We start from the raw sequence: 21,810 nt of genomic DNA, 5'->3' as shown, positions 1-21,810 counted from the left end.
GAAGTAGCGGCGTCATGCCGGCCGGACGAGATGTTTGCGTCCGGCCTGTTTTTTTTTGCGTTTGTCATGAATTTTCTGCACCAAAATATTCCAGTAAAGAACTGATAAGATAGGCGGATCGTATTTTTTGCAGCAGGCAGCGCAAGCGCTGTCGATTTTCTAACAGGAAGATCTGCTCATGAACTTGTCAAGCCGTCCAGCAGTGCTGGACCTGATCGGCAACACGCCGTTGATAGAAGTGACGCGGCTCGATACCGGCTGTTGCCAGCTTTTCCTCAAGCTGGAATCGCAAAATCCCGGTGGTTCTATCAAAGACCGTATCGGCCTGTCCATGATCGAGGCGGCCGAACAGGATGGCCGTCTGCAAACCGGCGGCATAGTGATAGAGGCGACCGCCGGCAACACCGGCCTGGGCCTGGCGCTGGTTGCTTGCGCCAAGGGCTATCGTGTGATTCTGGTGGTGCCGGACAAAATGTCGGTGGAGAAAATACAGCATCTGAAAGCGCTCGGCGCCGAAGTCCATATGACGCGGTCGGATGTCGGCAAGGGCCATCCCGAGTACTACCAGGATTACGCAGCGCGCCTGGCGCGTGAAATGCCGGGTGCTTTCTATGCCGATCAATTCAACAATCCAAGCAATCCCCTGGCGCATGAACAAAGTACGGCTCCCGAAATTTGGGAGCAATGCGGGCACCGGCTTGACGCTATCGTCTGCGGTGTCGGTTCGGCGGGCACGCTTACCGGCCTTACGCGGTTTTTCCGCAAGGCGCAGCCGGAGCTGGAGTTTGTCCTGGCCGATCCCAAAGGTTCTATCCTGGCCGAATATGTCAATACCGGGAAGATAGAATCGACGCCGGGTTCCTGGGCGGTCGAGGGAATCGGCGAGGATTTCGTGCCCTCCATCGCCGATCTGTCCGGCGTCAGGCACACGTATACGATCAGCGATGAAGAAAGTTTCAGCAGCGCCCGCGAACTGGTGCGTGCGGAGGGTATCCTGGGTGGCTCGTCAACCGGTACCCTGGTGGCGGCAGCGCTCCGTTATTGCCGCGAGCAGAGCAAACCAAAACGCGTTGTAACCATCGTTTGCGATACTGGCACGCGTTACCTGTCGAAGATGTACAACGACAACTGGATGCACGACCAGGGTTTGCTCAAGCGCGAACTGCTGGGCGATTTGCGCGACATCATCGGCCGTCGTTACGACGAGGGCAGCGTCATCAGCGTGGCGCCTGGCGATACCTTGATGACGGCATTTAACCGCATGCGCAGCGCAGAGGTTTCACAATTGCCGGTGATGGAGGCGGAGGCGGAGGAGCAAGGGCGGGGCCAGCATGTGATCGGGATTATCGATGAATCCGACGTCCTGCTGAAAGTCGCCGCCGATGCCGCCCATTTCAGCGATCCGGTAAGCAGCACCATGACCAGTGCGATAGAAAAACTGGCGCCGACCGCAGGTGTCGATGCGCTACGCAGTACGCTAGCCCGTGGCCTGGTCGCCATCATTGCCGACGGCGACGGCTTCTACGGTTTGATTACCCGTTTCGATCTGCTCAACCATCTTCGAAGGAGTCTGTCATGACCATCAGCAACGATGCCGAGCATCCGTCCGATATGCATTTCGCCACCCGCGTGATTCATGCCGGGCAAGCTCCCGATCCGACTACCGGCGCCATCATGCCGCCGATCTACGCCACCTCGACATTCGTGCAGCAAAGCCCTGGTGTCAACAAGGGGCTCGATTACGGCCGCTCCCACAATCCGACACGCTGGGCGCTGGAGCGCTGCGTCGCCGACCTGGAGGAGGGCGCCCAGGGTTTTGCCTTCGCTTCCGGCATGGCAGCCGCGGCTAACGTGCTGGAATTGCTGGATAGCGGCGCCCACGTGGTGGCCGGTGACGATTTATACGGCGGCACCTATCGTCTCTTCGACAAGGTGCGCAGGCGCAGCGCCGGCTTATCGTTCAGTTTCGTCGACATGGTTGATCCGGCCAACGTGCTGGCGGCGATCCGGCCGGAAACCAAAATGGTCTGGGTCGAAACGCCGACCAATCCGATGCTGAAGCTGGCCGACCTGGCCGCGATCGCCAAGATCTGCCGAGAGCGCGGCATCATTGCCGTCGCCGACAATACTTTCGCCAGTCCGATGGTGCAGCGTCCGCTCACCTTCGGTTTCGATGTGGTGCTGCATTCGACCACCAAATATCTGAACGGCCATTCCGACATCATCGGCGGCATTGCCGTGGTCGGCCGCGAAGCACGCCAGGCGGAATGGCGCGAACGCCTGGCGTTCCTGCAAAATGCAGTGGGCGCCATTGCCGGACCGTTCGACAGCTTCCTGGCCCTGCGCGGTGTCAAGACACTGGCGCTGCGGGTGGAGCGTCATTGCGAAAATGGACTGGAACTGGCCGGTTGGCTGGAAAGCCTGCCGGAGGTTAAACGGGTCCACTATCCGGGTTTGGCTTCGCATCCGCAGCATGAACTGGCGCAGCGCCAGATGCAGGGTTATGGCGGCATCATCTCGGTAGAGCTGAACAGCGACCTGGCGGGCGCCAAACGTTTCCTGGAGCATTGCAAGATCTTCGCGCTGGCAGAAAGCCTGGGCGGCGTAGAAAGCCTGATCGAACATCCCGCCATCATGACCCACGCCACCATTCCGGCAGAGCATCGGGCCAAGCTCGGGATCAGCGATTCGCTGGTCAGGTTATCGGTCGGCGTTGAAAATATTACCGACCTGAAAAACGATCTGCAGAATGCCTTGGCAGCCATGAAAGCATGAGCGGCGCCATGCAAGATTGGGAAGCACGTGTAGCCGCGCTATGGCAGCAGGTCGAAGCGATTTCTCCGACGGCGCTGGTCAGCGGTATCGATGCGCTGGCGGCAGAGCGGCCGGCGGAGGATGCCGTGGCTTTGTTCGAGCGTGCCTGCGCGCGCGATACAGCGGGGCTGGAATCGGCGGCGGAACCGCTGTATCGGGCCGCCTTGGCGAGCAAAGGTCTCGATCCTTTTCGCCAGGCCCGTGCCTCCATCCAGCTCGGCAGTACTTTGCGTCTGCTGGGGCGGCTGGAAGAGAGTGAGCAGCTGCTTGCCGCTCAACTTCGGCGTTACACAGAAGCTGGTTATGGTACCGCCTTATACGATGAAACGCGGGCCGTGCTGGCCCTGACTTATCTGTTGCAGGGAAGAGCGACGGAAGCCGCTTGCCTGGCGCTGGGTACGCTGGCGCCGCATTTGTCTCGCTACAGTCGTTCGGTGGCGGCAAACGCCGCTGAAATTCTCAAGAGCACCGCCTTGGTTTCCAGCTGGTCCTGAGCGCCAGGAAATCGTAAGAGAAATCCCTGTTTTGTCGAAGTATAATTAAAGCATACTAAATGCTTCGTTAAATGGAGATAAAAATGACAATCAAATCCATGCTTGCCATCATTGGCTGCGGCATGTTTACCGCCTGTGCCGCAGGTGCTTACGATAGTGGCTATAGCGGCTATTCACCTGCCGCTTCCGGCAGCTATGGCAATGCGCCAACTGTCGTCGCTTATGGCGGATATGACGACGACCGTCCTTCGTACGGTGATCGTCGCGACGACCGATACGACGACCGGTATGGCGATAGTAATTGGACGCCCCCGGGAAGCTATCGCGATTCTTGCCGCGATATTGTGGTACGGCGCGGCATGCTCGAAGCTACTTGCGGAGGCGACAATGGCGGAAGAAGGACGGCGATTCCCCTGTCTTCTTGCCGCAGCGGCAGTTTTGAAAACATCAACGGCAACCTGCAGTGCATGGGCGGGGGTGGCAACAACTACGGCGGTTCCAACAGAGACTTGCCGCCAGGGAGCTACATCCAGTCTTGCTCGGATATCGGGATACGCGGCGGTGTGCTGGAAGCAACCTGCGGCGGCAGCGACAACCGCAGGGTACGCTCTTCAATCTCCCTGCGCTCCTGCAGAAGCGGCAGCTTTAGTAATATAAACGGCTACCTGCAATGTGATCGGTAGTCCCGGCCGCAGCCGTAGCAATCAGAGCAGTTCCACGCTCAGCAGGTTGACGTAGCAGCTTTCGCGCGTGGTGCTGACAAAGTCGGCCAGATACGATTGCTGCGACATCTCCGGCAGGCAAGCCGCATATAACCGCCCGGTCAGGCCGCCAGCGGTGATTCTCTTGGCCAGCACATAGTCGCGCGTCAGATAATTCTGCGCAGCCCAGATCGGCAAGGTAGCGATGCCGCGGCGGCTGGCCACCAGCTGCAGCATCGCCACTGTCAATTCAGTGGTGCGGCGCGCGGTCTGGACGCCGGCCGGCTTCAACACCTGGCGTACTACATCGAGCATGTCATCCGGCACCGGATAGGTAATCAGCGTGTCGCCGGCAAAATCCTCCGCAACCAGATATTCCTTGCTTGCCAGCGGATGATCGTGCGCCACCAGCGCGACGATTTCAAAGCTGAACAAGGCGTGGTAATCCACCTTTTCGTCAAGATCGACTTCAGCCACGATTGCAACATCGGCACGATGCTCATATAGCAGCCCGACCGGGTCCGCCTGGAAGCCCGAGACGATATCCAGCTCCACTTCCGGCCAGCGCTTGCGGAAGATATCCATGGCCGGCATCAGCCAGTCGAAACAGGTATGGCACTCCACCGCAATCCGCAACTGGCCGGCCACGCCTTGCGCCAGCCGCACCAGGTCGCGCTCGCTTTCCGCCACTTGCGGCAATACCGCATCCGCCAGTTTCAGCAAGCGTTCGCCGGCCGGGGTAAACCGCACCGGTACCGATTTGCGTTCAAACAGCGTGGTGCCGTGATGATCTTCCAACTGCTTGATCTGATGCGACAGCGCCGACTGGGTAACGTTAAGCAGCGTCGCCGCGCGCAGCAGGTTACCGGCTTCGCGCAGGGCGTGCAGGGTTTTCAGATGACGTAATTCCAGGATGGATTGCATGGTGTTAGTTGCTTAAATAATAATTAAAATGCTGTGTATGAGTAAAATTCAAGTTGATTCTTAATATTTATCGTTTGAATCATAATCCAGGTTGCCCCAACATGCGAGTCATTGAATTTGTTTTTTACGGAGATAAAGATGGCATTGGCACACGTATTAGGGTTTCCGCGCATCGGCGCTCACCGCGAACTGAAGTTTGCCCAGGAGTCGTTCTGGAAGGGTGCTTCCGATGAAGCCGCATTGCGAGCCACCGGTGCCACGCTGCGCGCCCGTCACTGGCAGGCCCAGGCCGATGCCGGCCTTGATTTCGTGACAGTCGGCGACTTTGCCTGGTACGACCAGGTGCTGGGTACGCTGGCTTTGCTGGGGGCGATTCCAAGTCGCTTCGGCTTCGATCCGAAACAGTTGACGCTGGCCGATTATTTCACCCTGGCGCGCGGCAGCAAGCATCACTTCGCGATGGAAATGACCAAGTGGTTCGATACCAACTATCACTATCTGGTGCCGGAGTGGAGCGCCGATGTGCAGTTCGATGGCGGCGTCGACTGGCTGCACGATGAGATTGCCGAAGCACGTGCGCTCGGCCATCGCGTAAAAGTAGCGCTGGTCGGTCCGTTGACGTTGCTGTATCAAGGCAAGATCAAGTCGGGCATCGCGCACAAGCTGGATCTGTTGCCCAAGGTGCTGGCCGGTTATCAGCAATTGCTGCAGCGTTTGCAGCTTGCCGGCATCGAATCGGTACAGATCGATGAGCCGATCCTGGCGCTGGAACTGGACGCTGCCTGGCGTGCCGCCTTTGCTCCTGCCTATGCGCAATTGTCAGGCACTGCGCCGGCATTGCTGCTGACCACGTATTTCGGTGAGGTCAGCGAACATGCTGAATTGCTGCGCTCGCTGCCGGTCGCCGGTGTCCATCTGGATCTGGTGCGCGGCGCCGACCAGCTGGAGCAGATCGCTGCCGGCTGGCCGCAAGACAAGGTGCTGTCGCTGGGTGTGGTCGATGGCCGCAACCTGTGGCGTACCGACCTGGATCAGGTATTGACCAAACTCAAACCATTGCAGGCGCAGCTGGGCGACAGATTGTGGGTGGCTTCAAGCTGCTCATTGCTACACGTGCCTGTGGATTTGGCTAACGAAACCAAGCTCGACGACGAATTGAAAAGCTGGCTGGCGTTCGCGACCCAGAAACTGGCTGAAATCGTCACCCTCAAGCTGGCATTGAATGGCAAGGCGACCGAAGTGGAAGCGCAATTCGTCGCTTCGCGTGCGGCCCAGGCCAGCCGCCGCAGCTCTAGCCGCATCCATAATCCGCTGGTGCAAAAGCGCCTGGCGGCTGTGACCGCGGCTGATGCCGAACGCTCTGCCGGTTTTGCCGAGCGCATCGCCAAGCAGCAAGCCAAATGGCAATTGCCGGCTTTCCCGACCACCACCATCGGCTCTTTCCCGCAGACTGCGGAAATCCGCCAGGCGCGTGCCGCCTACAAACGCGGTGAAATCGGTCACCTGGACTACCTCGACAAGATGCGCGAAGAAATCCGCGTCGTGGTGGAGAAGCAGGAACAGCTTGGTCTCGACGTGCTGGTGCATGGCGAGCCGGAGCGTAACGACATGGTTGAATATTTCGGCGAGCAATTGTGGGGTTACACCTTTACCGCCAACGGCTGGGTGCAAAGCTACGGTTCGCGCTGCGTCAAACCGCCGATCATTTATGGCGACGTGTATCGTCCGGAAGCGATGACCGTGGGCTGGAGCCAGTTTGCCCAGTCCCTGACAGCCAAGCCGATGAAGGGCATGCTGACCGGTCCGGTGACCATGTTGCAATGGTCTTTCGTGCGCGACGACCAACCGCGTGAAACCACCGCGCTGCAGATCGCCCTGGCTTTGCGCGACGAAGTATGCGACCTGGAAAAGGCCAACATCGGCATGATCCAGATCGACGAACCGGCTTTCCGCGAGGGCTTGCCGTTGAAATCACGCGACTGGCCGCATTACCTGGACTGGGCAGTGCGGGCGTTCAAGATCAGCGCTGCCGGCGTCGGCGACGAAACCCAGATCCACACCCACATGTGTTATTCGGAATTCAACGACATCCTGCCATGGATCGCAGCGATGGACGCTGACGTCATCACTATCGAGACTTCGCGTTCGGATATGGAATTGCTAGATGGTTTCGGGCAGTTCGCTTACCCGAACGATATCGGTCCGGGCGTCTACGACATCCATTCGCCGCGGGTGCCGCAAGTCGATGAGATGGAGCGTTTGTTGCACAAGGCGCGCGGCGTGATTCCCGATGCGCGCTTATGGGTCAATCCGGATTGCGGCCTGAAGACACGCGGCTGGCCTGAAACTTACGAGGCGCTGGAGAACATGGTGCTGGCAGCCAAGCGCCTGCGTGAGAGTGTGGCGCAGGAGCGTAAGGCGGCATAATAAAGCGGTACATCGGCAAGGGCATAAAAAGGGGAGCAAGTGTTACTTGCCCCCCTTTGTTCATTGCGCGCCAGATCAGGTTTCAGTTTTATTGGAACCGATCATGGTCTGGAGTTACGAAAGCTCTTTGGAGCTCACGATTGATTTCGACACCAGGCCGTACTCAATCGCCTCTGGCGCCGACATCCAGTAATCGCGGTCGATGTCAGCCATCACCTTTTCCGGTTTCTGCCCGGTTTCTTTAGCGATCAAGGCGCCGATGCGTTCGCGTACGCGAATAATCTCACGCGCCTGGATCGCGATATCGGAAGCCTGGCCACCGACACCACCGCTTGGCTGATGAATCAGGAAGCGCGTGTTTTGCAAGCAGAAGCGACGTTCTTTAGGCACTGCCAGGAAGACATTGACTGCCGCGCTGCCAACCCAGCCGCTGCCGATCATGTTGACCGGTGCATCGATAAAACGAATGACGTCATGGATTACGTCGCCCGATTCGACATGACCGCCGGGTGAGCAAACCAGGAGATTGATCGGTGCCTGGGATTCGCCGGACAGGGCTATCAGCTGCCTGACAACATCCCGCGCAAGCGTATCGTTAATTTGGCCGAAGACCAGCACGGTACGTGATTTAAATGCTTTTTCTTCAAGGAATGCATCGCGCTGAGATGGGTTTGCTTCTACTTTTTCTTCCATGATATGCCTCTAAGGTCGATGTTTTGTGAATCGTCAGATCGCCAGTGTAAACCAAAAACCCCTCGCAAATCGCGAGGGGTTTTTTTATGGGCGGTTATGGGCGATCCTGGCCGATCGCCTATTCCATCTGCATCAATTAAAACGCAGGCACCACCGCGCCTTTGTATTTTTCTTCAATGAATTTCTTCACTTCCGGCGAATTCAATGCCACCGCCAGTTTCTTCACTGCAGCGCTGTCCTTGTTGTCCGGACGGGCAATCAGCAAGTTGGCGTAAGGCGAATTGGCATCTTCGATAAACAGCGAATCCTTGACTGGATTGAGCTTGGCTTCGATCGCATAGTTGGTGTTGATCAGGGCCAGGTCGACCTGGTTCAGCACGCGCGGCAAGGTCGCCGCTTCAAGTTCCTTGAACTTCAAGTGTTTTGGATTTTCGATGATGTCTTTTTGTGTGGCCGAGATATTGCCTGGATCTTTGAGTTTCAACAGCCCTTGACGTGACAGCAACAGCAGGGCGCGGCCAGAGTTGGATGGGTCGTTCGGGATGGCGACCGTTGCGCCGTCCGGCAAGTCGGCCAGCTTCTTGTACTTGGTTGAATAACCGGCGAACGGCTCGACGTGCACCTTGGTAACGACTACTTCGACATCGTTCTTGTGATTTTTCTTGAATTCGTTCAGGTAGGGCAGATGCAGGAAGAAATTTCCGTCGACCCGTTTCTCGTTGGTCTGCACCGCCGGCTGGACGTAGTCGGTGAATACCTTGACCTGCAGATCGACGCCTTCCTTGGCCAGGATCGGTTTGACGAATTCCAGGATTTCGGCGTGCGGTACCGGTGTCGCGGCGATCACCAGCTTGTCGGCAGCTTGCGCCGGAGCGATCAGGCTGAAGGTCGAAAACGCGGCTGCAGCCAGTCCCAGCGATAACGAAAACTTGCGTGATAATTTTTGTGACATATTCACTCCCTTTTGGATTTTAAAAATACAAACAACTGACTTATTTACGTGTGAAATGCTGGACCAGCCGATCGCCGGAAAACTGCAGTACCTGCACCAGCACCACCAGCACGGCAACCGTGGTGACCATGACTTCAGTCTGGAAGCGCTGGTAACCGAAACGGATCGCCAGGTCACCCAGGCCGCCACCGCCGATCACGCCGGACATGGCGGCGTACGACATCAATGCAATTGCCGTGACGGTGGTGGCAGCGATCAGGCCGGGCAGGGCTTCCGGCAACAGCGCACCGAAGATGATCTGGCGCTTGTCGGCGCCCATGGCCTGGCATGCTTCCACCACGCCGCGGTCGATTTCACGCAGCACGTTTTCCACCAGACGTGCGAAGAAGGGCGCAGTACCCAGCACCAGTGGCGGAATCGCACCCTGTACGCCGAGCGAAGTACCGACCAGTATCACCGTGACCGGAATCATCACGATCAGCAAAATCAGGAACGGCACTGAACGCAACACGTTGACGACCAGCGACAGCACCCGGTAGATGCCGCGCTGTTCGAGCAACTGGCGTTTGCCGGTGATGAACAGCAGGATCCCGAGCGGCAGGCCGAGCAATATCGTGAACAACAAGGAAAAACCGGTCATGGCCAGGGTTTCCCAGGTGGCTTGCCAGATGTCGCCCCAGTCGATGAGAGAGAAGTCCATTATGTAAGCACCTCATGTCGAATATTGTGTTGATCCAGGGTGGCGAAAACCTGCGCCACGTCGGCCGGTTCGCCGCGCAATTCCACCAGCAGCTGGCCGTATGGCGTGTCCTTGATGCGGGCGATGGTGCCTTGCAGGATGGTGATCAGCGCCGGCGTGGCGGCTGCGATGCTGCTCAGGATCGGCTGGTAGGTGATGTCGCCGACATAGGTCAGGCGCACCAGCAATCCGCGCAGCTGGGTGATGCCGGCTAAGGCAGAGGGCTGCACTGCGGTCTCGGCCGAAAATATTGTCGGCGCGCTTTCAGCAACCATGCTTCGGGTGACCGCGTGCTGCGGATGGAGGAATACTTCGGCGACATCGCCGGCTTCCACGATGCGGCCGGCCTCGATCACTGCAACCCGGTCGCAGATATTGCGGATGACCTGCATCTCATGGGTAATCAGCACAATCGTCAGGCCCAGCTTGCGATTGATATCGAGCAGCAGGCGCAGGATCGCTTGCGTGGTTTCCGGATCGAGCGCTGAGGTGGCTTCGTCGCATAGCAGCAGGTGCGGCGTGTTGGCCAATGCGCGGGCGATACCGACGCGCTGCTTCTGGCCACCCGACAATTGCGCCGGATACTTGTCACGGTGTTCGCTCAGGCCGACCAGGTCGAGCAATTCGGTTACCCTGGCAGCGCGTTCCTGCTGTGTGTACTTGCCGGTAATCTTCAGCGGCCAGTCGATATTGGCGGCCACGGTTTTGGCGTTGAGCAGGTTGAAATGCTGGAAAATCATGCCGATCCGCTGGCGCAGCCGATGCAGGCCGTTATTGTCCAGCGCAGTGATGTCTTCACCCTCGATCGATATTTTTCCGCTGGATGGGCGCTCCAGCATGTTGAGGGTGCGGATCAAGGTGCTTTTGCCGGCGCCGGAGCGGCCGATGATGCCGAAGATTTCGCCCTTCCTGATATGCAGGTTGATGTCGGATAATGCTGCGGCGGGAGTGCCGGCGGCGGCTGGTCTTGCTGTGCGTTCCAGCGGATAGGTTTTATGCAGGTGCTCGATACGAATCACGGGTTTGTTTCACAGTGTTCAGTCAGGCATGCAATCTTATCAGCGGTCCTATATACACCAAAGTTATATATAGTTATTTGTATATAACAAACGTGCTGTTGAACCATGCTTCCGTTGCATGAAGATGCCGGGATGAAGCTGGTGGAATGACATCATGCAAAAGATGTTTTTTTATGGCATAGTGGACTCACTATGAAAGCACTCCAGAGCGAATTGGCCAAAAGAATTCTCGCTGACCCTAGCGCGACGCTGCAGTTGCGCGCCTATTTGGCCAGCAAGAATTCCAAATCGTCGCTATCCACTACAGCCACCGCGGTCTCCAATGACGAAGACGTGATCAGCTTGCATTCTGCGCAAGAGGGGACTGTCCAGTACCGTATCAAAGTCGTTCCCAAGGCCGCCTGAGCGGAATGACGAACCTGGCCGCAGAACCAGAACCAGAACCAGAACCAGAACCAGAGCCTGGCCGATGAATGTAGCGCTCCCTGCTTTAATCGTCTTCCTGCTGTTACTCCCCGGTTTTATTGCCCGTTCCCGATTTAAGCGGGCGGAGCGTATTTCCCTTGATTATTCTCCGTTCGGACAGATTGTCACCGAGGCGATGCTGTGGAACTGCGTTTTCCACCCTTTGTGGTTGCTCGGGGCTGCGGTGTTATTCGGGCATGTGCTGCAGCCGCTATTGTTGCTGGAACTGTTGTCATCCGATCCCGCCAGCCAGGCCAGGGCGATTCAGGGGATTGCCCGGCAATTTTCCTGGATATGCGCTTATTTCCTGAGTTTGTATGCCGGCGCCTGGGTCGTGCCCAATTGTTTTCGGCTCGCCATCACCCGCTTTCGGCTGGACCGCTCCGGCGCCGGCTGGTTCGTTCCCTGGCTACGCTTTAACCAGGCACCCTGGTATTACCTGCTGACTGGCGCCGATTTCGACCAGGATCAGCAACCCGACCTGATTGCCGTATCTGCGATTGTGAATGTGGCCGGACAGGCGGTATTGTTTACCGGCATCCTCGATGATTTTTTTGTCGATGCCAGCGGCAGCCTGGATCGTCTCATCTTGTCGCAGGTGATGCGGCGGCCGCTGGTCGCCGATAAGGAAGATAGCAGCACCGTCGCAGACGATCTGGCGCGCTTCTACGGGGTCGACGGCGATTATTTCGTGCTGCGTTACAGCGAGGCCATTACATTGAACATTGAATATATCAAGGTCGACATGGATGTGGCTGATATTCCGGCTACCGCTGCAGCCGCCAGCACATAAGCAGGGTTGGTTGTCGTCCGGGCTCGCGGCCAACTAAATGCCAACAAAATTATGCAACTCTGTTGCAATTATCTTGCAAGCAATACCGGTTCGCGATTACACTTGCAGCTTGCCGCCATAGATTTTCTTCGGCCAAATAAACCACTTAAGCCACATAAGCCACATAAGCCACATAAGCCACATAAGCCACATAAGCCACATAAGCCACATAAGCCACATAAGCCACATAAGCCAGGCCAAAACCGCATGTATCTTCAGACCATTACTGTCAAGTTATCGCTGCGCTTAGCGCGCGGGACAGACGCGTCTGCAGATATGCAAGAGCGTGCCGTGCCCTGTAGCCGAGCGAGCTTCGCATGCGGCTGATCGTCGAACCGCATTTCCACGCCCGGCGCCGCTTCAAGCTGCGCTTGCAGCAGTTCGCGCTATGGCTGGCACTGGCGATCCTGGTAACGCAACTGGTCGGGATGGCATTTCATAATCACAGCCTGGCCGAAACTTCGTCCGACTGTGTCAGCTGCGACCTGGCTGCCGATTTCCCGTCTCCTGTTCCAACCATCCCGGTACCGGTGCTGACACCGGTCCTGGTGTTTGCGTATCGCACCGCGATCGAACCGGCCTACGCCTTTATACCGGCGCAGAAACACTTCCTGATTCCGCATTCTCAAGCCCCGCCGACCATCGATGTCTGACCTTCTGTTATCCCATTATTTCTGACCAGAGACAGCCTTGACGCTGTCTGGGCGTCATTTCCAGTTCGTGTTGCCGCGTTTTGCCGCGCTTACCGCCGATCTGGAAATGACAACCCGGCAGCTCGGCGTCGGGTTATTCGCGGGGCTATTCCCCTTATTGGAGTTTGAGAATGAAAACACGCCTGTTGCGCCTGAGCGCCCTGATTGCGCTTGCCTACGGCTTTGCTATTCCTGCAGCTTATGCGCAGTCCGCCCCCAAACAAATCAGCGGCGCCATCCATGACGCACTCGGCCATCCTTTACCGGACGCCACCATCGCCTTGAAAGACGCGACCGGGAAGGCCGTCGGCACTACCAAGAGCGATCAGCAAGGACACTTCGCCTTTAGCGACATTGCTCCCGGCAGCTATGCCATCAGCGTTGGCAAACCGTCCTTCCAATCCGAAAACGGCACGGTGACGGTGGCTGACGAGGCCGGCGCAACCGCAGATATAACGTTGAAAGCCAGCCAGGCAAACACCGTCAGGGCAGACAGTGCCGTGGTGGTGACAGCCGATCGGCTGGATCGCGCCCGGAACGGGATCCAGGTGGAAACCGGCAGTAGCATTTATCGTATCGGCCGTAAAGAAATCGCCGCCATGCCACAAGGGGAGGACACTGCGTTCAATGAAGTCTTGCTGCGTGCCCCCGGCGTGGCGCAGGATTCCTTCGGCCAGTTGCATGTGCGGGGCGACCACGCCGACTTGCAGTACCGGCTGAACGGCATCATTTTGCCGGAAAGTATTTCCGGTTTCGGGCAGACTTTGGATACCCGCTTTGTCGACAGCGTCAGCGTCCTCACCGGCGCCTTGCCGGCGCAATATGGTTATCGGACTGCAGGTGTCGTCGATATTCATACCAAGAACGGCGAACTGGTCAATGGCGGCAATATCGGCGTTCGGGTCGGCAGCAACAACACGCGCCAGGTCAGCGGCGATGTCAGCGGCAGCACCGATTCCTTCAGCTATTACATCAATGGTTCCTTTGAAGCCAACAACCTCGGTATCGAAAATCCTACCGGCGCATCGAGCGCCTTGCATGACCGGACTTTGCAAAACAAGGCGTTCGGGTATTTTTCCTATCTGCTTGATGCGGATACGCGCGTCAGCCTGATCCTGGGCAATTCGGATGGACGTTTCCAGATACCGAACAGTGCAGGGCAGACCCCGAGTTTTCAGCTGGACGGCGTGACCGACTATCCGTCAGCTAATCTGAACGAACGGCAACGCGAAACCAATCGCTACGGGATTCTTGCCTTGCAGGGGAAAATCGGCTCGGACATCGATTATCAGGTGGCGGCATTCAGCCGTTACTCGAAAGTGCTGTTCGAACCGGACCAGACCGGTGATCTTTTGTACACCGGTGTCGCCTCGCGGGTATTGCGGACCGGCCTGGCGAACGGCTTGCAGGCTGACGGCAGCTACCGTTTGAACGCTAACCATACGATACGCGCCGGCATCAACTACACACGCGAGAATTTGAAGAACAGCGACAATTCGCTGACCTTCCCGGCGGACGATAGCGGCGCGCAAACGTCTACCCAGCCAATCTCGCTGGCCGACAGCAATCAGAAGACCACCAACCAGACGGGCGTGTACCTGCAAGACGAATGGAAGCTGAGCGATAAAGTGACAGTGAACTACGGCGCCCGCGCCGACTGGGTGAATGCCTATGTCACCGCCAGCCAGTTCAGTCCGCGCATCGGCGTGGTGTATCAGATGACGCCGCAGACCACCTTCCATGCCGGTTACGCCAAATACTTCACGCCGCCTGCCAGCGAGCTGATCGGGTCCGGCACCATCGCCAGCTTCAACGGCACCACCAATGCCTCACCTAGCAGCCAGAACGGTCCGGTCCAGGCTGAAAGCTCGGATTACTTCGATCTTGGCGTCAATCATCAGCTGACGCAGCATTTGACGCTGGGGCTGGACGGTTACTACAAGAAGGTGAAAAACCTGCTGGATGAAGGACAGTTCGGATCGGCATTGTTGTACACGCCATTCAACTACGCACAAGGCAAGGTCTACGGCCTGGAACTGACGCTCAACTATCGCAAGGGCGATCTGGGCGCCTATCTGAATGTGGCGCGCTCAACTGCACTGGGTAAAAACATCATTTCCAGCCAGTACAACTTCGGGCAAGAGGAGCTCAATTACATCGCCAACAATTGGGTGCATCTCGATCATGACCAGAGCATCACCGCATCGACCGGCGTCTCCTATCTGTGGCAAGGCACGACATGGACTGCGGACGCGTTGTTCGGCAGCGGCTTGCGCAGCGGCTTCGCCAATACCGATCACCTGCCTGCATATACCGAGGTCAACCTGGGAGTGAGCCATGTGTTCAGCGATAGTCCGATCGGCAAGTTCACCACACGTTTAAGCGTGATCAATCTGTTCGACAAGGTCTACGAGATACGTGACGGTTCCGGCATCGGCGTCGGCGCACCGCAGTATGGGCAGCGGCGTGGTTTCTATCTGTCGATGACAAAATCGTTCTAAATCGCTCTGAATGAAAGGCGGGGAGTTGATGCCCCCGTCTTTAAATGCAATATTTCATAATGCGGAATTTGCGTTTCGTATTATGAAATTCAAAAATGCGAAGCACCATTTCCGCATTTCACTCCCAGAAATTTTATTCCGCATCGCGAAAAATCAATGTTAACTCATTGAATTTAAACGAAATAAAAATACTTATATGTCTTATATAAGACATTGTTGCTGCGCGCAGATAGGCCTACTATTTAGTCATCGGATTTGATTTTACTTTTTGTTTTTAACAGGAGAGCGACGATGACTACACGTGAACAGCAAGTAGCAGCCTTGGCCAAGGACTGGGCCGAGAACCCACGCTGGAAAGGCGTTACCCGCAATTATTCGGCAGAAGACGTGGTCCGTTTGCGCGGTTCGATACAGATCGAACATTCGCTGGCAAAACGCGGCGCCGCCAAACTGTGGACACTGCTGCACGAAGAACCATTCGTCAACGCTCTCGGCGCATTGACCGGCAATCAAGCGATGCAGCAGGTCAAGGCAGGCTTGAAAGCGATCTACCTGTCGGGCTGGCAAGTTGCCGGCGACGCCAACCTGGCCGGCGAAATGTATCCTGACCAATCGCTGTATCCAGCTAATTCGGTACCGCTGGTGGTCAAGCGCATCAACAATACTTTCCAGCGCGCCGACCAGATCCAATGGTCGGAAGGTAAAGACGATATCGACTTTTTCGCGCCTATCGTGGCCGATGCAGAAGCTGGTTTCGGCGGCGTGTTGAATGCCTACGAACTGATGAAATCGATGATCGATGCCGGCGCAGCCGGTGTGCACTTCGAAGATCAGCTGGCATCCGTCAAAAAGTGCGGCCACATGGGCGGCAAGGTGTTGGTGCCAACCCGCGAAGCGGTCGAAAAGCTGAACGCAGCGCGCCTGGCGGCTGATGTTTCTGGCACATCGACTCTGGTGATCGCTCGTACCGATGCCGAAGCAGCTGATTTGCTGACTTCCGATGTCGATGAAAACGATAAGCCGTTCCTGACTGGCGAGCGTACAGTCGAAGGTTTTTACAAGACTCGTCCGGGTATCGACCAGGCTATCTCGCGCGCACTGGCGTATTCGCCATACGCCGATCTGGTGTGGTGTGAAACCGGCAAGCCGGACCTGGCTTTCGCCAAGAAATTCGCGGAAGCTGTACATGCCAAGTTCCCAGGCAAGATGCTGGCGTATAACTGCTCGCCATCGTTCAACTGGAAAAAGAACCTGGACGACGCAACTATCGCCAAGTTCCAGAAAGAACTGGGCGCCATGGGTTACAAGTTCCAGTTCATCACGCTGGCCGGTTTCCATTCATTGAACTACTCGATGTTCAACCTGGCGCACGGCTATGCACGCAACCAGATGTCCGCTTTCGTCGAACTGCAAGAAGCCGAATTCGCTGCCGCCGACAAGGGCTTTACCGCGGTCAAGCATCAACGCGAAGTCGGCACCGGTTATTTCGATGCAGTGACCCAGGCTATCCAGCAAGGCCAGTCGTCGACTACCGCTTTGCATGGTTCTACTGAAGATGAGCAATTCTTCGCAGCGAAGGTTGCCTAAACTGTTTTAGAGGTCACTGGCATTATCTCGCCAACAACCTGAAAGGCCGCATCTCACAAGGATGCGGCTTTTTCATTTGGCCGACGCGACGCTAGGCGGCAGGCAGCGGCAGCATGTTGGTTGATTTGATTTCATCCAGGCAGACGCTGGAACGGACGCCGCTAACGCCACGCATGCGCATCAGCTTTTCCATCAGAAAATCAGACAGTTCTTTCAAATCGTGTGCGGTGACCTTCAGCACATAATCAAAATCACCGGTAATCGAGTAGCATTCCAGAATCTGCGGCCATTCGTTGATGGCGGTCCTGAATCCGGACAAATCGTTGATATGACCTTTTTCCATCGATACGTGGACGAAGGCAATTACGTTCAAGCCCAGACTGGCGGGGCTCAGCCTGGTCTCATAGCCGACAATAAAGCCCACTTCTTCCAGCCGGCGGTGGCGGCGATGGCATTGCGGCGCTGATAAGTTGACGGCTTCCGCCAGCTCCAGGTTGGATGCGCGACCATTTTTCTGCAAAAAAGTTAACATTTTGCGATCGATTTGATCGATATCAATTTTGTGCAATTTATTCTCGATTTATGGGTTTGTGACGAAATTATATTTCATAACCCATTGAAAAACGGCCTCAACTCGCAAACCAATTTTCAACGTTAAAAGCTATACTTTTTTCAAAATAACATATGGCGCAGCAGAGAGAAAACCTCTGTTGCAATATAATAAAGAGGCCGATTCCCGGCACCCAAACTGACTTATCTGGAGACAAAGTCATGAAATTTCCTTTCTTGCGTTCCGCTATCGCATCTGTAGTGTTGCTCAGTCTGGCGGGCGTATCCGCTTCCACCGCCTATGCCGCCGACAAAACGGTGGTAGTCACCGCAATCGTTGAACATCCGGCGCTTGACGCCGTGCGCGATGGCGTCAAGGACGAGTTGAAGGCCGCCGGCTACGAGGCAGGCAAGAATCTGAAGTTCGAATACCAAAGCGCGCAAGGCAACAACGCTACGGCGTCGCAGATCGCCCGCAAGTATGCGGGTAGCCAGCCGGATGTAGCGGTGGCGATTGCCACTCCGTCAGCCCAGGCGCTGGTGGCTGCCACCAAGACCGTGCCTATCGTGTATGCCGCGGTGACCGATCCGGTCGCTGCCAAACTGGTGAAGAGCTGGGATGCATCCGGCACCAATGTCACCGGTGTTTCCGACATGTCGCCATTGGCCAAACAGATCGATCTGATTCGCCAGGTGGTGCCTAAGGCCAAGCGCATCGGCGTGATCTACAGCCCGGGCGAAGCGAATTCGGTATCGATCGTCGAATCGCTCAAGAAACTGCTGGCCGGTACCGACCTGACACTGGTCGAAGCCGCCGCTGCCCGCACCATCGATGTGCCTAGCGCTGCGCAGAGCCTGATCGGCAAAGCCGACGTGATTTACGCACCTACCGACAACAATGTCATGTCGGCATTTGAAGGCATCGTCAAGGTTGCGGAACAGGCCAAGTTGCCTATCGTCGCTGCCGATACCGGCGCGGTGAAGCGCGGTGCGACAGCAGCCATCGGTTTGAACTATTACGATCTTGGCCGTCAAACCGGCAAGATCGTGGTGCGCATCCTGAAGGGTGAAGCGGCCGGCAAGATCGCCTCGCAAACCAGTACGACATTTGAACTCTACGTCAATCCTAACGCTGCCAAGAAACAGGGGGTGACCTTGTCGCCCGAATTGATCAAGTCGGCCAAGGTGGTCGAACAATAAGATGTGCGCGGATGGCTGTCGCGGCCATCTGCCCGTCGTATTTCTGGCGCTGTATTGCCGGTGATTTGTTTTGTTGGTGAACCGCCTCGCCAACGGCCTGCCGGCCTGGCTGTCGCGGCCATTGGCGAGGCGGTTCTGTAGCTTATTGAAGTAAAGGAAGTATATGTCGCTCATCGCTTCGCTTGGCGCCATCGAGATCGGCCTGATTTTCGGCCTGGTCGCGCTAGGCGTGTTCTTGTCTTTCCGTGTCGTCAATTTTCCCGACCTGACGGTCGACGGCAGTTTTCCCCTCGGCGGCGCAGTTGCCGCAACCTTGATTGTCTCCGGCTGGAATCCCTTTCTCGCCACCTTCGTCGCGCTGCTGGCCGGCGGACTGGCTGGCTGCGTGACCGCCTGTCTGAACGTGTATCTCAAGATCATGCAATTGCTGGCCAGTATCCTGGTGATGATTGCTTTGTACTCAGTCAACCTGCGCATCATGGGCAAACCTAACGTGGCGCTGATCAGCGAGCCGACGGTGTTCAGCATGATTCGCATCGGCGATTTGCCTGATTATTGGGTACAGCCGTTGGTGATGGTGGTGATCGTACTGATTGCCAAGATCTTGCTGGATGCCTTTTTTGCGTCCGAGACCGGACTCTCGATGCGTGCCACCGGCGCCAATGCGCGCATGGCGCGCGCCCAAGGTATTTCTACCAACCGCCAGACCGTCTGGGGCCTGGCTATCTCGAATGCGCTGGTGGCGCTGGCTGGTGCGCTGTATGTACAGACACAGGGCGGCGCCGATATTTCGATGGGTATCGGCACCATCGTGATCGGACTGGCGGCGGTGATCATCGGCGAAACAGTGGTGCCGGCGCGCAGCCTGGTGATTACTACCGCGGCGTGTATCTTCGGCGCCGTGCTGTACCGCTTCTTCATTGCGCTGGCGCTGGATATGGATTTTATCGGCCTCAAGGCGCAGGACCTGAATCTGGTGACGGCATTGCTGGTCGGCTTCGCACTGCTGATACCTAACTTCAAGCGCAGCTTCGGCCGCTTGTGCGGCAATGGGAAGCTCAAACCTTCTGGCGGCAGTATCGTGCCGGCCACCCGGGAAGGGGAAAACTGATGTTGCAGCTGAATAATCTGGAAATTACTTTCAATCCCGGCACGCCTATCGAAAACAAGGTGTTGCGCGGACTTTCATTAGAGATTCCGTCGGGGCAGTTTGTCACCGTAATCGGTTCCAACGGCGCCGGCAAGTCGACCATGTTGAATGCGGTCTGCGGCGACCTGATGGTGGATAGCGGCAGCATCACGATTGATGGCACCGATGCTACCCGGCGGACCAGCTGGCAGCGTGCCGATCTGGTGGCGCGGGTGTTCCAGGATCCGATGGCGGGTACCTGCGAGAGCCTGACGATTGAAGAAAACATGGCTCTGGCATGGAAGCGTGGCTCGAAGCGCGGTCTGCGTTTCTCCTTGAACCGTTCCATGCGCGAACTGTTCCGGGAAAAGCTCAGCATTCTCGGCCTGGGGCTGGAAAACCGTCTGTCCGATCGCATGGGTTTGCTGTCCGGCGGCCAGCGTCAGGCAGTCAGCCTGTTGATGGCTTCGTTGCAACCGTCGCGCATCTTGCTGCTGGATGAACATACCGCCGCGCTGGATCCGAAAACTGCGGCCTTCATCCTGGCGCTGACCGCCAAGATCGTCGAATCCAGCCAGCTGACGGCAATGATGGTGACGCACAGCATGCGGCAGGCACTCGATTACGGCACGCGCACGGTGATGCTGCACGAAGGGAAAGTGATCCTGGACGTGCATGGCGAACAGCGGTGCGGGCTGGATGTTCCGGATCTGCTGCGCATGTTTGAAACCACGCGCGGCGAAAAAATCGATGACGACAAGTTGTTGCTCGGTTAAATACGCGGCGTTGTTATCGCCACAGATATACCAAGGAGAAGTATGAAGGCTTTACTCAATGCGTTTGAAAGCAAAGCGCCCGAAATCGTCTTTGAATGGCATGACGCGGAGACCCCGGCGCGCGGATGGATCGTCATCAATTCCCTGCGCGGCGGCGCTGCCGGCGGCGGTACCCGCATGCGCAGCGGGTTGGACCGGCGCGAAGTCGAATCGCTGGCGAAGACCATGGAAGTCAAATTCACCGTCTCCGGCCCGGCTATCGGCGGCGCTAAATCGGGCATTGATTTCGATCCTGCCGATCCACGCAAGGACGGCGTGCTGCGCCGCTGGTACAAGGCAGTGACGCCTTTGCTGAAAACCTATTACGGCACCGGCGGCGACCTGAACGTCGACGAAGTCCATGAAGTGATTCCGATGACTGAAAGTTATGGCTTGTGGCACCCGCAGGAAGGAATCGTAAATGGTCATTTCCAGCCTAGCGACAGTGAGCGGATCCAGAAAGTAGGGCAGTTGCGCATGGGCGTGGCCAAGGTGGTGGAAGACGTGCGCTACACGCCGGCTGCCAGCCGCAAATATCTGGTGGCAGACCTGATCACCGGCTGGGGCGTAGCCGAATCCGTGTTGCATTACTACCGGCTGTATGGCGGTAGCGTAGAAGGCAAGCGCGTAATCGTGCAGGGCTGGGGGAATGTCGGTTCTACTGCCGCGTATTACCTGTCCAAGGCCGGTGCGCGCGTGGTCGGCATCATTGACCGCAATGGCGGCCTGATCAATGCCGATGGCTACAGCCATGAAGAAGTGCATGCCTTGTTCCTGGCCAAGCAGGGGAATCAGCTGATCGCCGAGAACATGCTGTCGTTCGAGGCTTGCAATGCGGCGATCTGGAGCGTCGGCGCCGACATCTTCCTGCCGTGCGCCGGCTCACGCCTGGTCAGGCAGGAGCAGGTGGACCAGTTGATCGCCAACGGTCTCGAAGTGGTTTCCAGTGGCGCCAACGTACCGTTTGCCGACAGCGACATATTCTACGGCCCGATCTATGAGCATGCCGACAACCGCGTCGCCGTGATACCGGATTTTGTCGCCAATTGCGGCATGGCGCGCGCCTTCGCTTTCCTGATGCAAAGCCAGGTCGAGATATCGGATGAAGCCATTTTCGGCGACGTCTCGGCGACGGTGGCCGCTGCACTTGAAAAATGCCACAGCCATTCCACCAGCCATACGGGCATTGCAAAAGTGGCTTTTGAAATCGCCTTGCAACAACTGATTACGCCAGAAATATCGGAGTCGGCCGCTACCCGCAGCTGATCCGTTTCGAC

Annotated in this window: 20 protein-coding genes; 14 read left to right on the top strand and 6 right to left on the bottom strand. The window is 57.0% G+C overall.

Annotated features, from left to right (window positions below; all coding sequences use genetic code 11):
- Positions 1-178: 178 nt before the first annotated feature.
- The 4 genes from BM205_RS10645 (at position 179) to BM205_RS10630 (ending at position 3,991) form a co-directional block, all read left to right on the top strand.
- The gene (locus BM205_RS10645) at positions 179-1,579 is read left to right on the top strand and encodes a pyridoxal-phosphate dependent enzyme (protein WP_092414466.1); all 1,401 of its coding nucleotides are present in this window, start codon (positions 179-181) and stop codon (positions 1,577-1,579) included.
- Positions 1,576-2,775 carry a trans-sulfuration enzyme family protein gene (locus BM205_RS10640; protein ID WP_175511236.1) on the top strand — a complete coding sequence of 400 codons (1,200 nt, stop codon included), beginning with the start codon at positions 1,576-1,578 and terminating at the stop codon, positions 2,773-2,775. The genes BM205_RS10645 and BM205_RS10640 overlap by 4 nt, the downstream gene beginning before the upstream one ends.
- An 8-nt stretch (positions 2,776-2,783) precedes the next feature.
- The gene (locus BM205_RS10635) at positions 2,784-3,308 is read left to right on the top strand and encodes a tetratricopeptide repeat protein (protein ID WP_092414507.1); all 525 of its coding nucleotides are present in this window, start codon (positions 2,784-2,786) and stop codon (positions 3,306-3,308) included.
- A gap of 83 nt (positions 3,309-3,391) precedes the next feature.
- Entirely contained in the window at positions 3,392-3,991 is a 600-nt protein-coding gene (locus tag BM205_RS10630) for a CVNH domain-containing protein (RefSeq protein WP_175511235.1), read from the top strand.
- Between the two features lie 21 nt (positions 3,992-4,012).
- Here the strand turns inward: BM205_RS10630 and BM205_RS10625 are convergent, their stop codons facing one another.
- Entirely contained in the window at positions 4,013-4,933 is a 921-nt protein-coding gene (locus BM205_RS10625) for a LysR family transcriptional regulator (RefSeq protein WP_092414464.1), read from the bottom strand.
- A gap of 138 nt (positions 4,934-5,071) precedes the next feature.
- On the opposite strand from BM205_RS10625, the gene metE reads away from it, so the two are divergent.
- The gene (gene metE / locus BM205_RS10620) at positions 5,072-7,360 is read left to right on the top strand and encodes a 5-methyltetrahydropteroyltriglutamate--homocysteine S-methyltransferase (protein ID WP_092414463.1); all 2,289 of its coding nucleotides are present in this window, start codon (positions 5,072-5,074) and stop codon (positions 7,358-7,360) included.
- 114 nt (positions 7,361-7,474) lie between these two features.
- Here metE and BM205_RS10615 read toward each other — a convergent pair whose 3' ends face one another.
- The 4 genes from BM205_RS10615 to BM205_RS10600 form a co-directional block, all read right to left on the bottom strand.
- Positions 7,475-8,053 (bottom strand): ATP-dependent Clp protease proteolytic subunit, encoded by a 579-nt coding sequence (locus BM205_RS10615; protein WP_092414462.1) that lies wholly within the window; start codon positions 8,051-8,053, stop codon positions 7,475-7,477.
- A 136-nt stretch (positions 8,054-8,189) separates the two neighbouring features.
- A complete protein-coding gene (locus BM205_RS10610) occupies positions 8,190-9,005 on the bottom strand; it encodes a MetQ/NlpA family ABC transporter substrate-binding protein (protein WP_092414461.1) in 816 nt (271 codons plus the stop codon).
- 40 nt (positions 9,006-9,045) lie between these two features.
- Positions 9,046-9,705, bottom strand: a complete 660-nt coding sequence (locus BM205_RS10605; RefSeq protein ID WP_092414460.1) for a methionine ABC transporter permease — start codon at positions 9,703-9,705, stop codon at positions 9,046-9,048.
- Complete coding sequence (locus BM205_RS10600) at positions 9,705-10,763, bottom strand: methionine ABC transporter ATP-binding protein (RefSeq protein WP_371326477.1); 1,059 nt, start codon at positions 10,761-10,763, stop codon at positions 9,705-9,707. Before BM205_RS10600 ends, BM205_RS10605 begins: the two co-directional genes overlap by 1 nt.
- Before the next feature lie 192 nt (positions 10,764-10,955).
- On the opposite strand from BM205_RS10600, the gene BM205_RS10595 reads away from it, so the two are divergent.
- From BM205_RS10595 to aceA, 5 genes are all read left to right on the top strand, one after another.
- Positions 10,956-11,168 carry a hypothetical protein gene (locus BM205_RS10595; protein WP_092414459.1) on the top strand — a complete coding sequence of 71 codons (213 nt, stop codon included), beginning with the start codon at positions 10,956-10,958 and terminating at the stop codon, positions 11,166-11,168.
- A gap of 64 nt (positions 11,169-11,232) precedes the next feature.
- A complete protein-coding gene (locus BM205_RS10590) occupies positions 11,233-12,021 on the top strand; it encodes a hypothetical protein (protein WP_139227238.1) in 789 nt (262 codons plus the stop codon).
- 356 nt (positions 12,022-12,377) lie between these two features.
- Entirely contained in the window at positions 12,378-12,713 is a 336-nt protein-coding gene (locus BM205_RS10580; RefSeq protein WP_092414456.1) for a hypothetical protein, read from the top strand.
- Between the two features lie 170 nt (positions 12,714-12,883).
- Positions 12,884-15,253 (top strand): TonB-dependent receptor, encoded by a 2,370-nt coding sequence (locus BM205_RS10575; protein WP_092414455.1) that lies wholly within the window; start codon positions 12,884-12,886, stop codon positions 15,251-15,253.
- 291 nt (positions 15,254-15,544) lie between these two features.
- A complete protein-coding gene (gene aceA, locus BM205_RS10570; protein WP_092414454.1) occupies positions 15,545-16,840 on the top strand; it encodes an isocitrate lyase in 1,296 nt (431 codons plus the stop codon).
- Between the two features lie 91 nt (positions 16,841-16,931).
- Here the strand turns inward: aceA and BM205_RS10565 are convergent, their stop codons facing one another.
- Positions 16,932-17,408: an Lrp/AsnC family transcriptional regulator gene (locus tag BM205_RS10565; RefSeq protein ID WP_092414453.1), complete on the bottom strand. Its 477-nt coding sequence runs from the start codon at positions 17,406-17,408 to the stop codon at positions 16,932-16,934.
- 203 nt (positions 17,409-17,611) lie between these two features.
- Between BM205_RS10565 and BM205_RS10560 the strand changes: the two genes are divergently transcribed.
- From BM205_RS10560 to BM205_RS10545, 4 genes are all read left to right on the top strand, one after another.
- On the top strand, positions 17,612-18,589 hold the full coding sequence (locus tag BM205_RS10560) for an ABC transporter substrate-binding protein (RefSeq protein ID WP_092414452.1): 978 nt from the start codon (positions 17,612-17,614) through the stop codon (positions 18,587-18,589).
- 163 nt (positions 18,590-18,752) lie between these two features.
- On the top strand, positions 18,753-19,700 hold the full coding sequence (locus tag BM205_RS10555; RefSeq protein WP_092414451.1) for an ABC transporter permease: 948 nt from the start codon (positions 18,753-18,755) through the stop codon (positions 19,698-19,700).
- Positions 19,700-20,494, top strand: a complete 795-nt coding sequence (locus BM205_RS10550) for an ABC transporter ATP-binding protein (protein ID WP_092414450.1) — start codon at positions 19,700-19,702, stop codon at positions 20,492-20,494. The genes BM205_RS10555 and BM205_RS10550 overlap by 1 nt, the downstream gene beginning before the upstream one ends.
- Positions 20,495-20,536: 42 nt before the next feature.
- Positions 20,537-21,799, top strand: coding sequence for a Glu/Leu/Phe/Val dehydrogenase dimerization domain-containing protein (locus BM205_RS10545; protein WP_092414449.1), 1,263 nt, complete (start codon positions 20,537-20,539; stop codon positions 21,797-21,799).
- Positions 21,800-21,810: the final 11 nt, after the last annotated feature.

This window comes from Collimonas sp. OK307 (genome assembly GCF_900113705.1).
GTDB lineage: Bacteria > Pseudomonadota > Gammaproteobacteria > Burkholderiales > Burkholderiaceae_D > Collimonas.
This window is presented reverse-complemented; position numbering and strand designations above follow the sequence as displayed.

What these genes read in the sequence shown, in the direction of transcription:
- BM205_RS10610 (WP_092414461.1), bottom strand. Translation starts at nt 9,005, where the DNA reads ATGTCACAAAAATTATCACGCAAGTTTTCGTTATCGCTGGGACTGGCT.
- BM205_RS10615 (WP_092414462.1), bottom strand. Translation starts at nt 8,053, where the DNA reads ATGGAAGAAAAAGTAGAAGCAAACCCATCTCAGCGCGATGCATTCCTT.
- BM205_RS10635 (WP_092414507.1), top strand. Translation starts at nt 2,784, where the DNA reads ATGCAAGATTGGGAAGCACGTGTAGCCGCGCTATGGCAGCAGGTCGAA.
- BM205_RS10630 (WP_175511235.1), top strand. Translation starts at nt 3,392, where the DNA reads ATGACAATCAAATCCATGCTTGCCATCATTGGCTGCGGCATGTTTACC.
- BM205_RS10555 (WP_092414451.1), top strand. Translation starts at nt 18,753, where the DNA reads ATGTCGCTCATCGCTTCGCTTGGCGCCATCGAGATCGGCCTGATTTTC.
- BM205_RS10545 (WP_092414449.1), top strand. Translation starts at nt 20,537, where the DNA reads ATGAAGGCTTTACTCAATGCGTTTGAAAGCAAAGCGCCCGAAATCGTC.
- BM205_RS10625 (WP_092414464.1), bottom strand. Translation starts at nt 4,933, where the DNA reads ATGCAATCCATCCTGGAATTACGTCATCTGAAAACCCTGCACGCCCTG.
- BM205_RS10640 (WP_175511236.1), top strand. Translation starts at nt 1,576, where the DNA reads ATGACCATCAGCAACGATGCCGAGCATCCGTCCGATATGCATTTCGCC.
- metE (WP_092414463.1), top strand. Translation starts at nt 5,072, where the DNA reads ATGGCATTGGCACACGTATTAGGGTTTCCGCGCATCGGCGCTCACCGC.
- BM205_RS10550 (WP_092414450.1), top strand. Translation starts at nt 19,700, where the DNA reads ATGTTGCAGCTGAATAATCTGGAAATTACTTTCAATCCCGGCACGCCT.
- BM205_RS10575 (WP_092414455.1), top strand. Translation starts at nt 12,884, where the DNA reads ATGAAAACACGCCTGTTGCGCCTGAGCGCCCTGATTGCGCTTGCCTAC.
- aceA (WP_092414454.1), top strand. Translation starts at nt 15,545, where the DNA reads ATGACTACACGTGAACAGCAAGTAGCAGCCTTGGCCAAGGACTGGGCC.
- BM205_RS10590 (WP_139227238.1), top strand. Translation starts at nt 11,233, where the DNA reads ATGAATGTAGCGCTCCCTGCTTTAATCGTCTTCCTGCTGTTACTCCCC.
- BM205_RS10595 (WP_092414459.1), top strand. Translation starts at nt 10,956, where the DNA reads ATGAAAGCACTCCAGAGCGAATTGGCCAAAAGAATTCTCGCTGACCCT.
- BM205_RS10560 (WP_092414452.1), top strand. Translation starts at nt 17,612, where the DNA reads ATGAAATTTCCTTTCTTGCGTTCCGCTATCGCATCTGTAGTGTTGCTC.
- BM205_RS10645 (WP_092414466.1), top strand. Translation starts at nt 179, where the DNA reads ATGAACTTGTCAAGCCGTCCAGCAGTGCTGGACCTGATCGGCAACACG.
- BM205_RS10605 (WP_092414460.1), bottom strand. Translation starts at nt 9,705, where the DNA reads ATGGACTTCTCTCTCATCGACTGGGGCGACATCTGGCAAGCCACCTGG.
- BM205_RS10580 (WP_092414456.1), top strand. Translation starts at nt 12,378, where the DNA reads ATGCGGCTGATCGTCGAACCGCATTTCCACGCCCGGCGCCGCTTCAAG.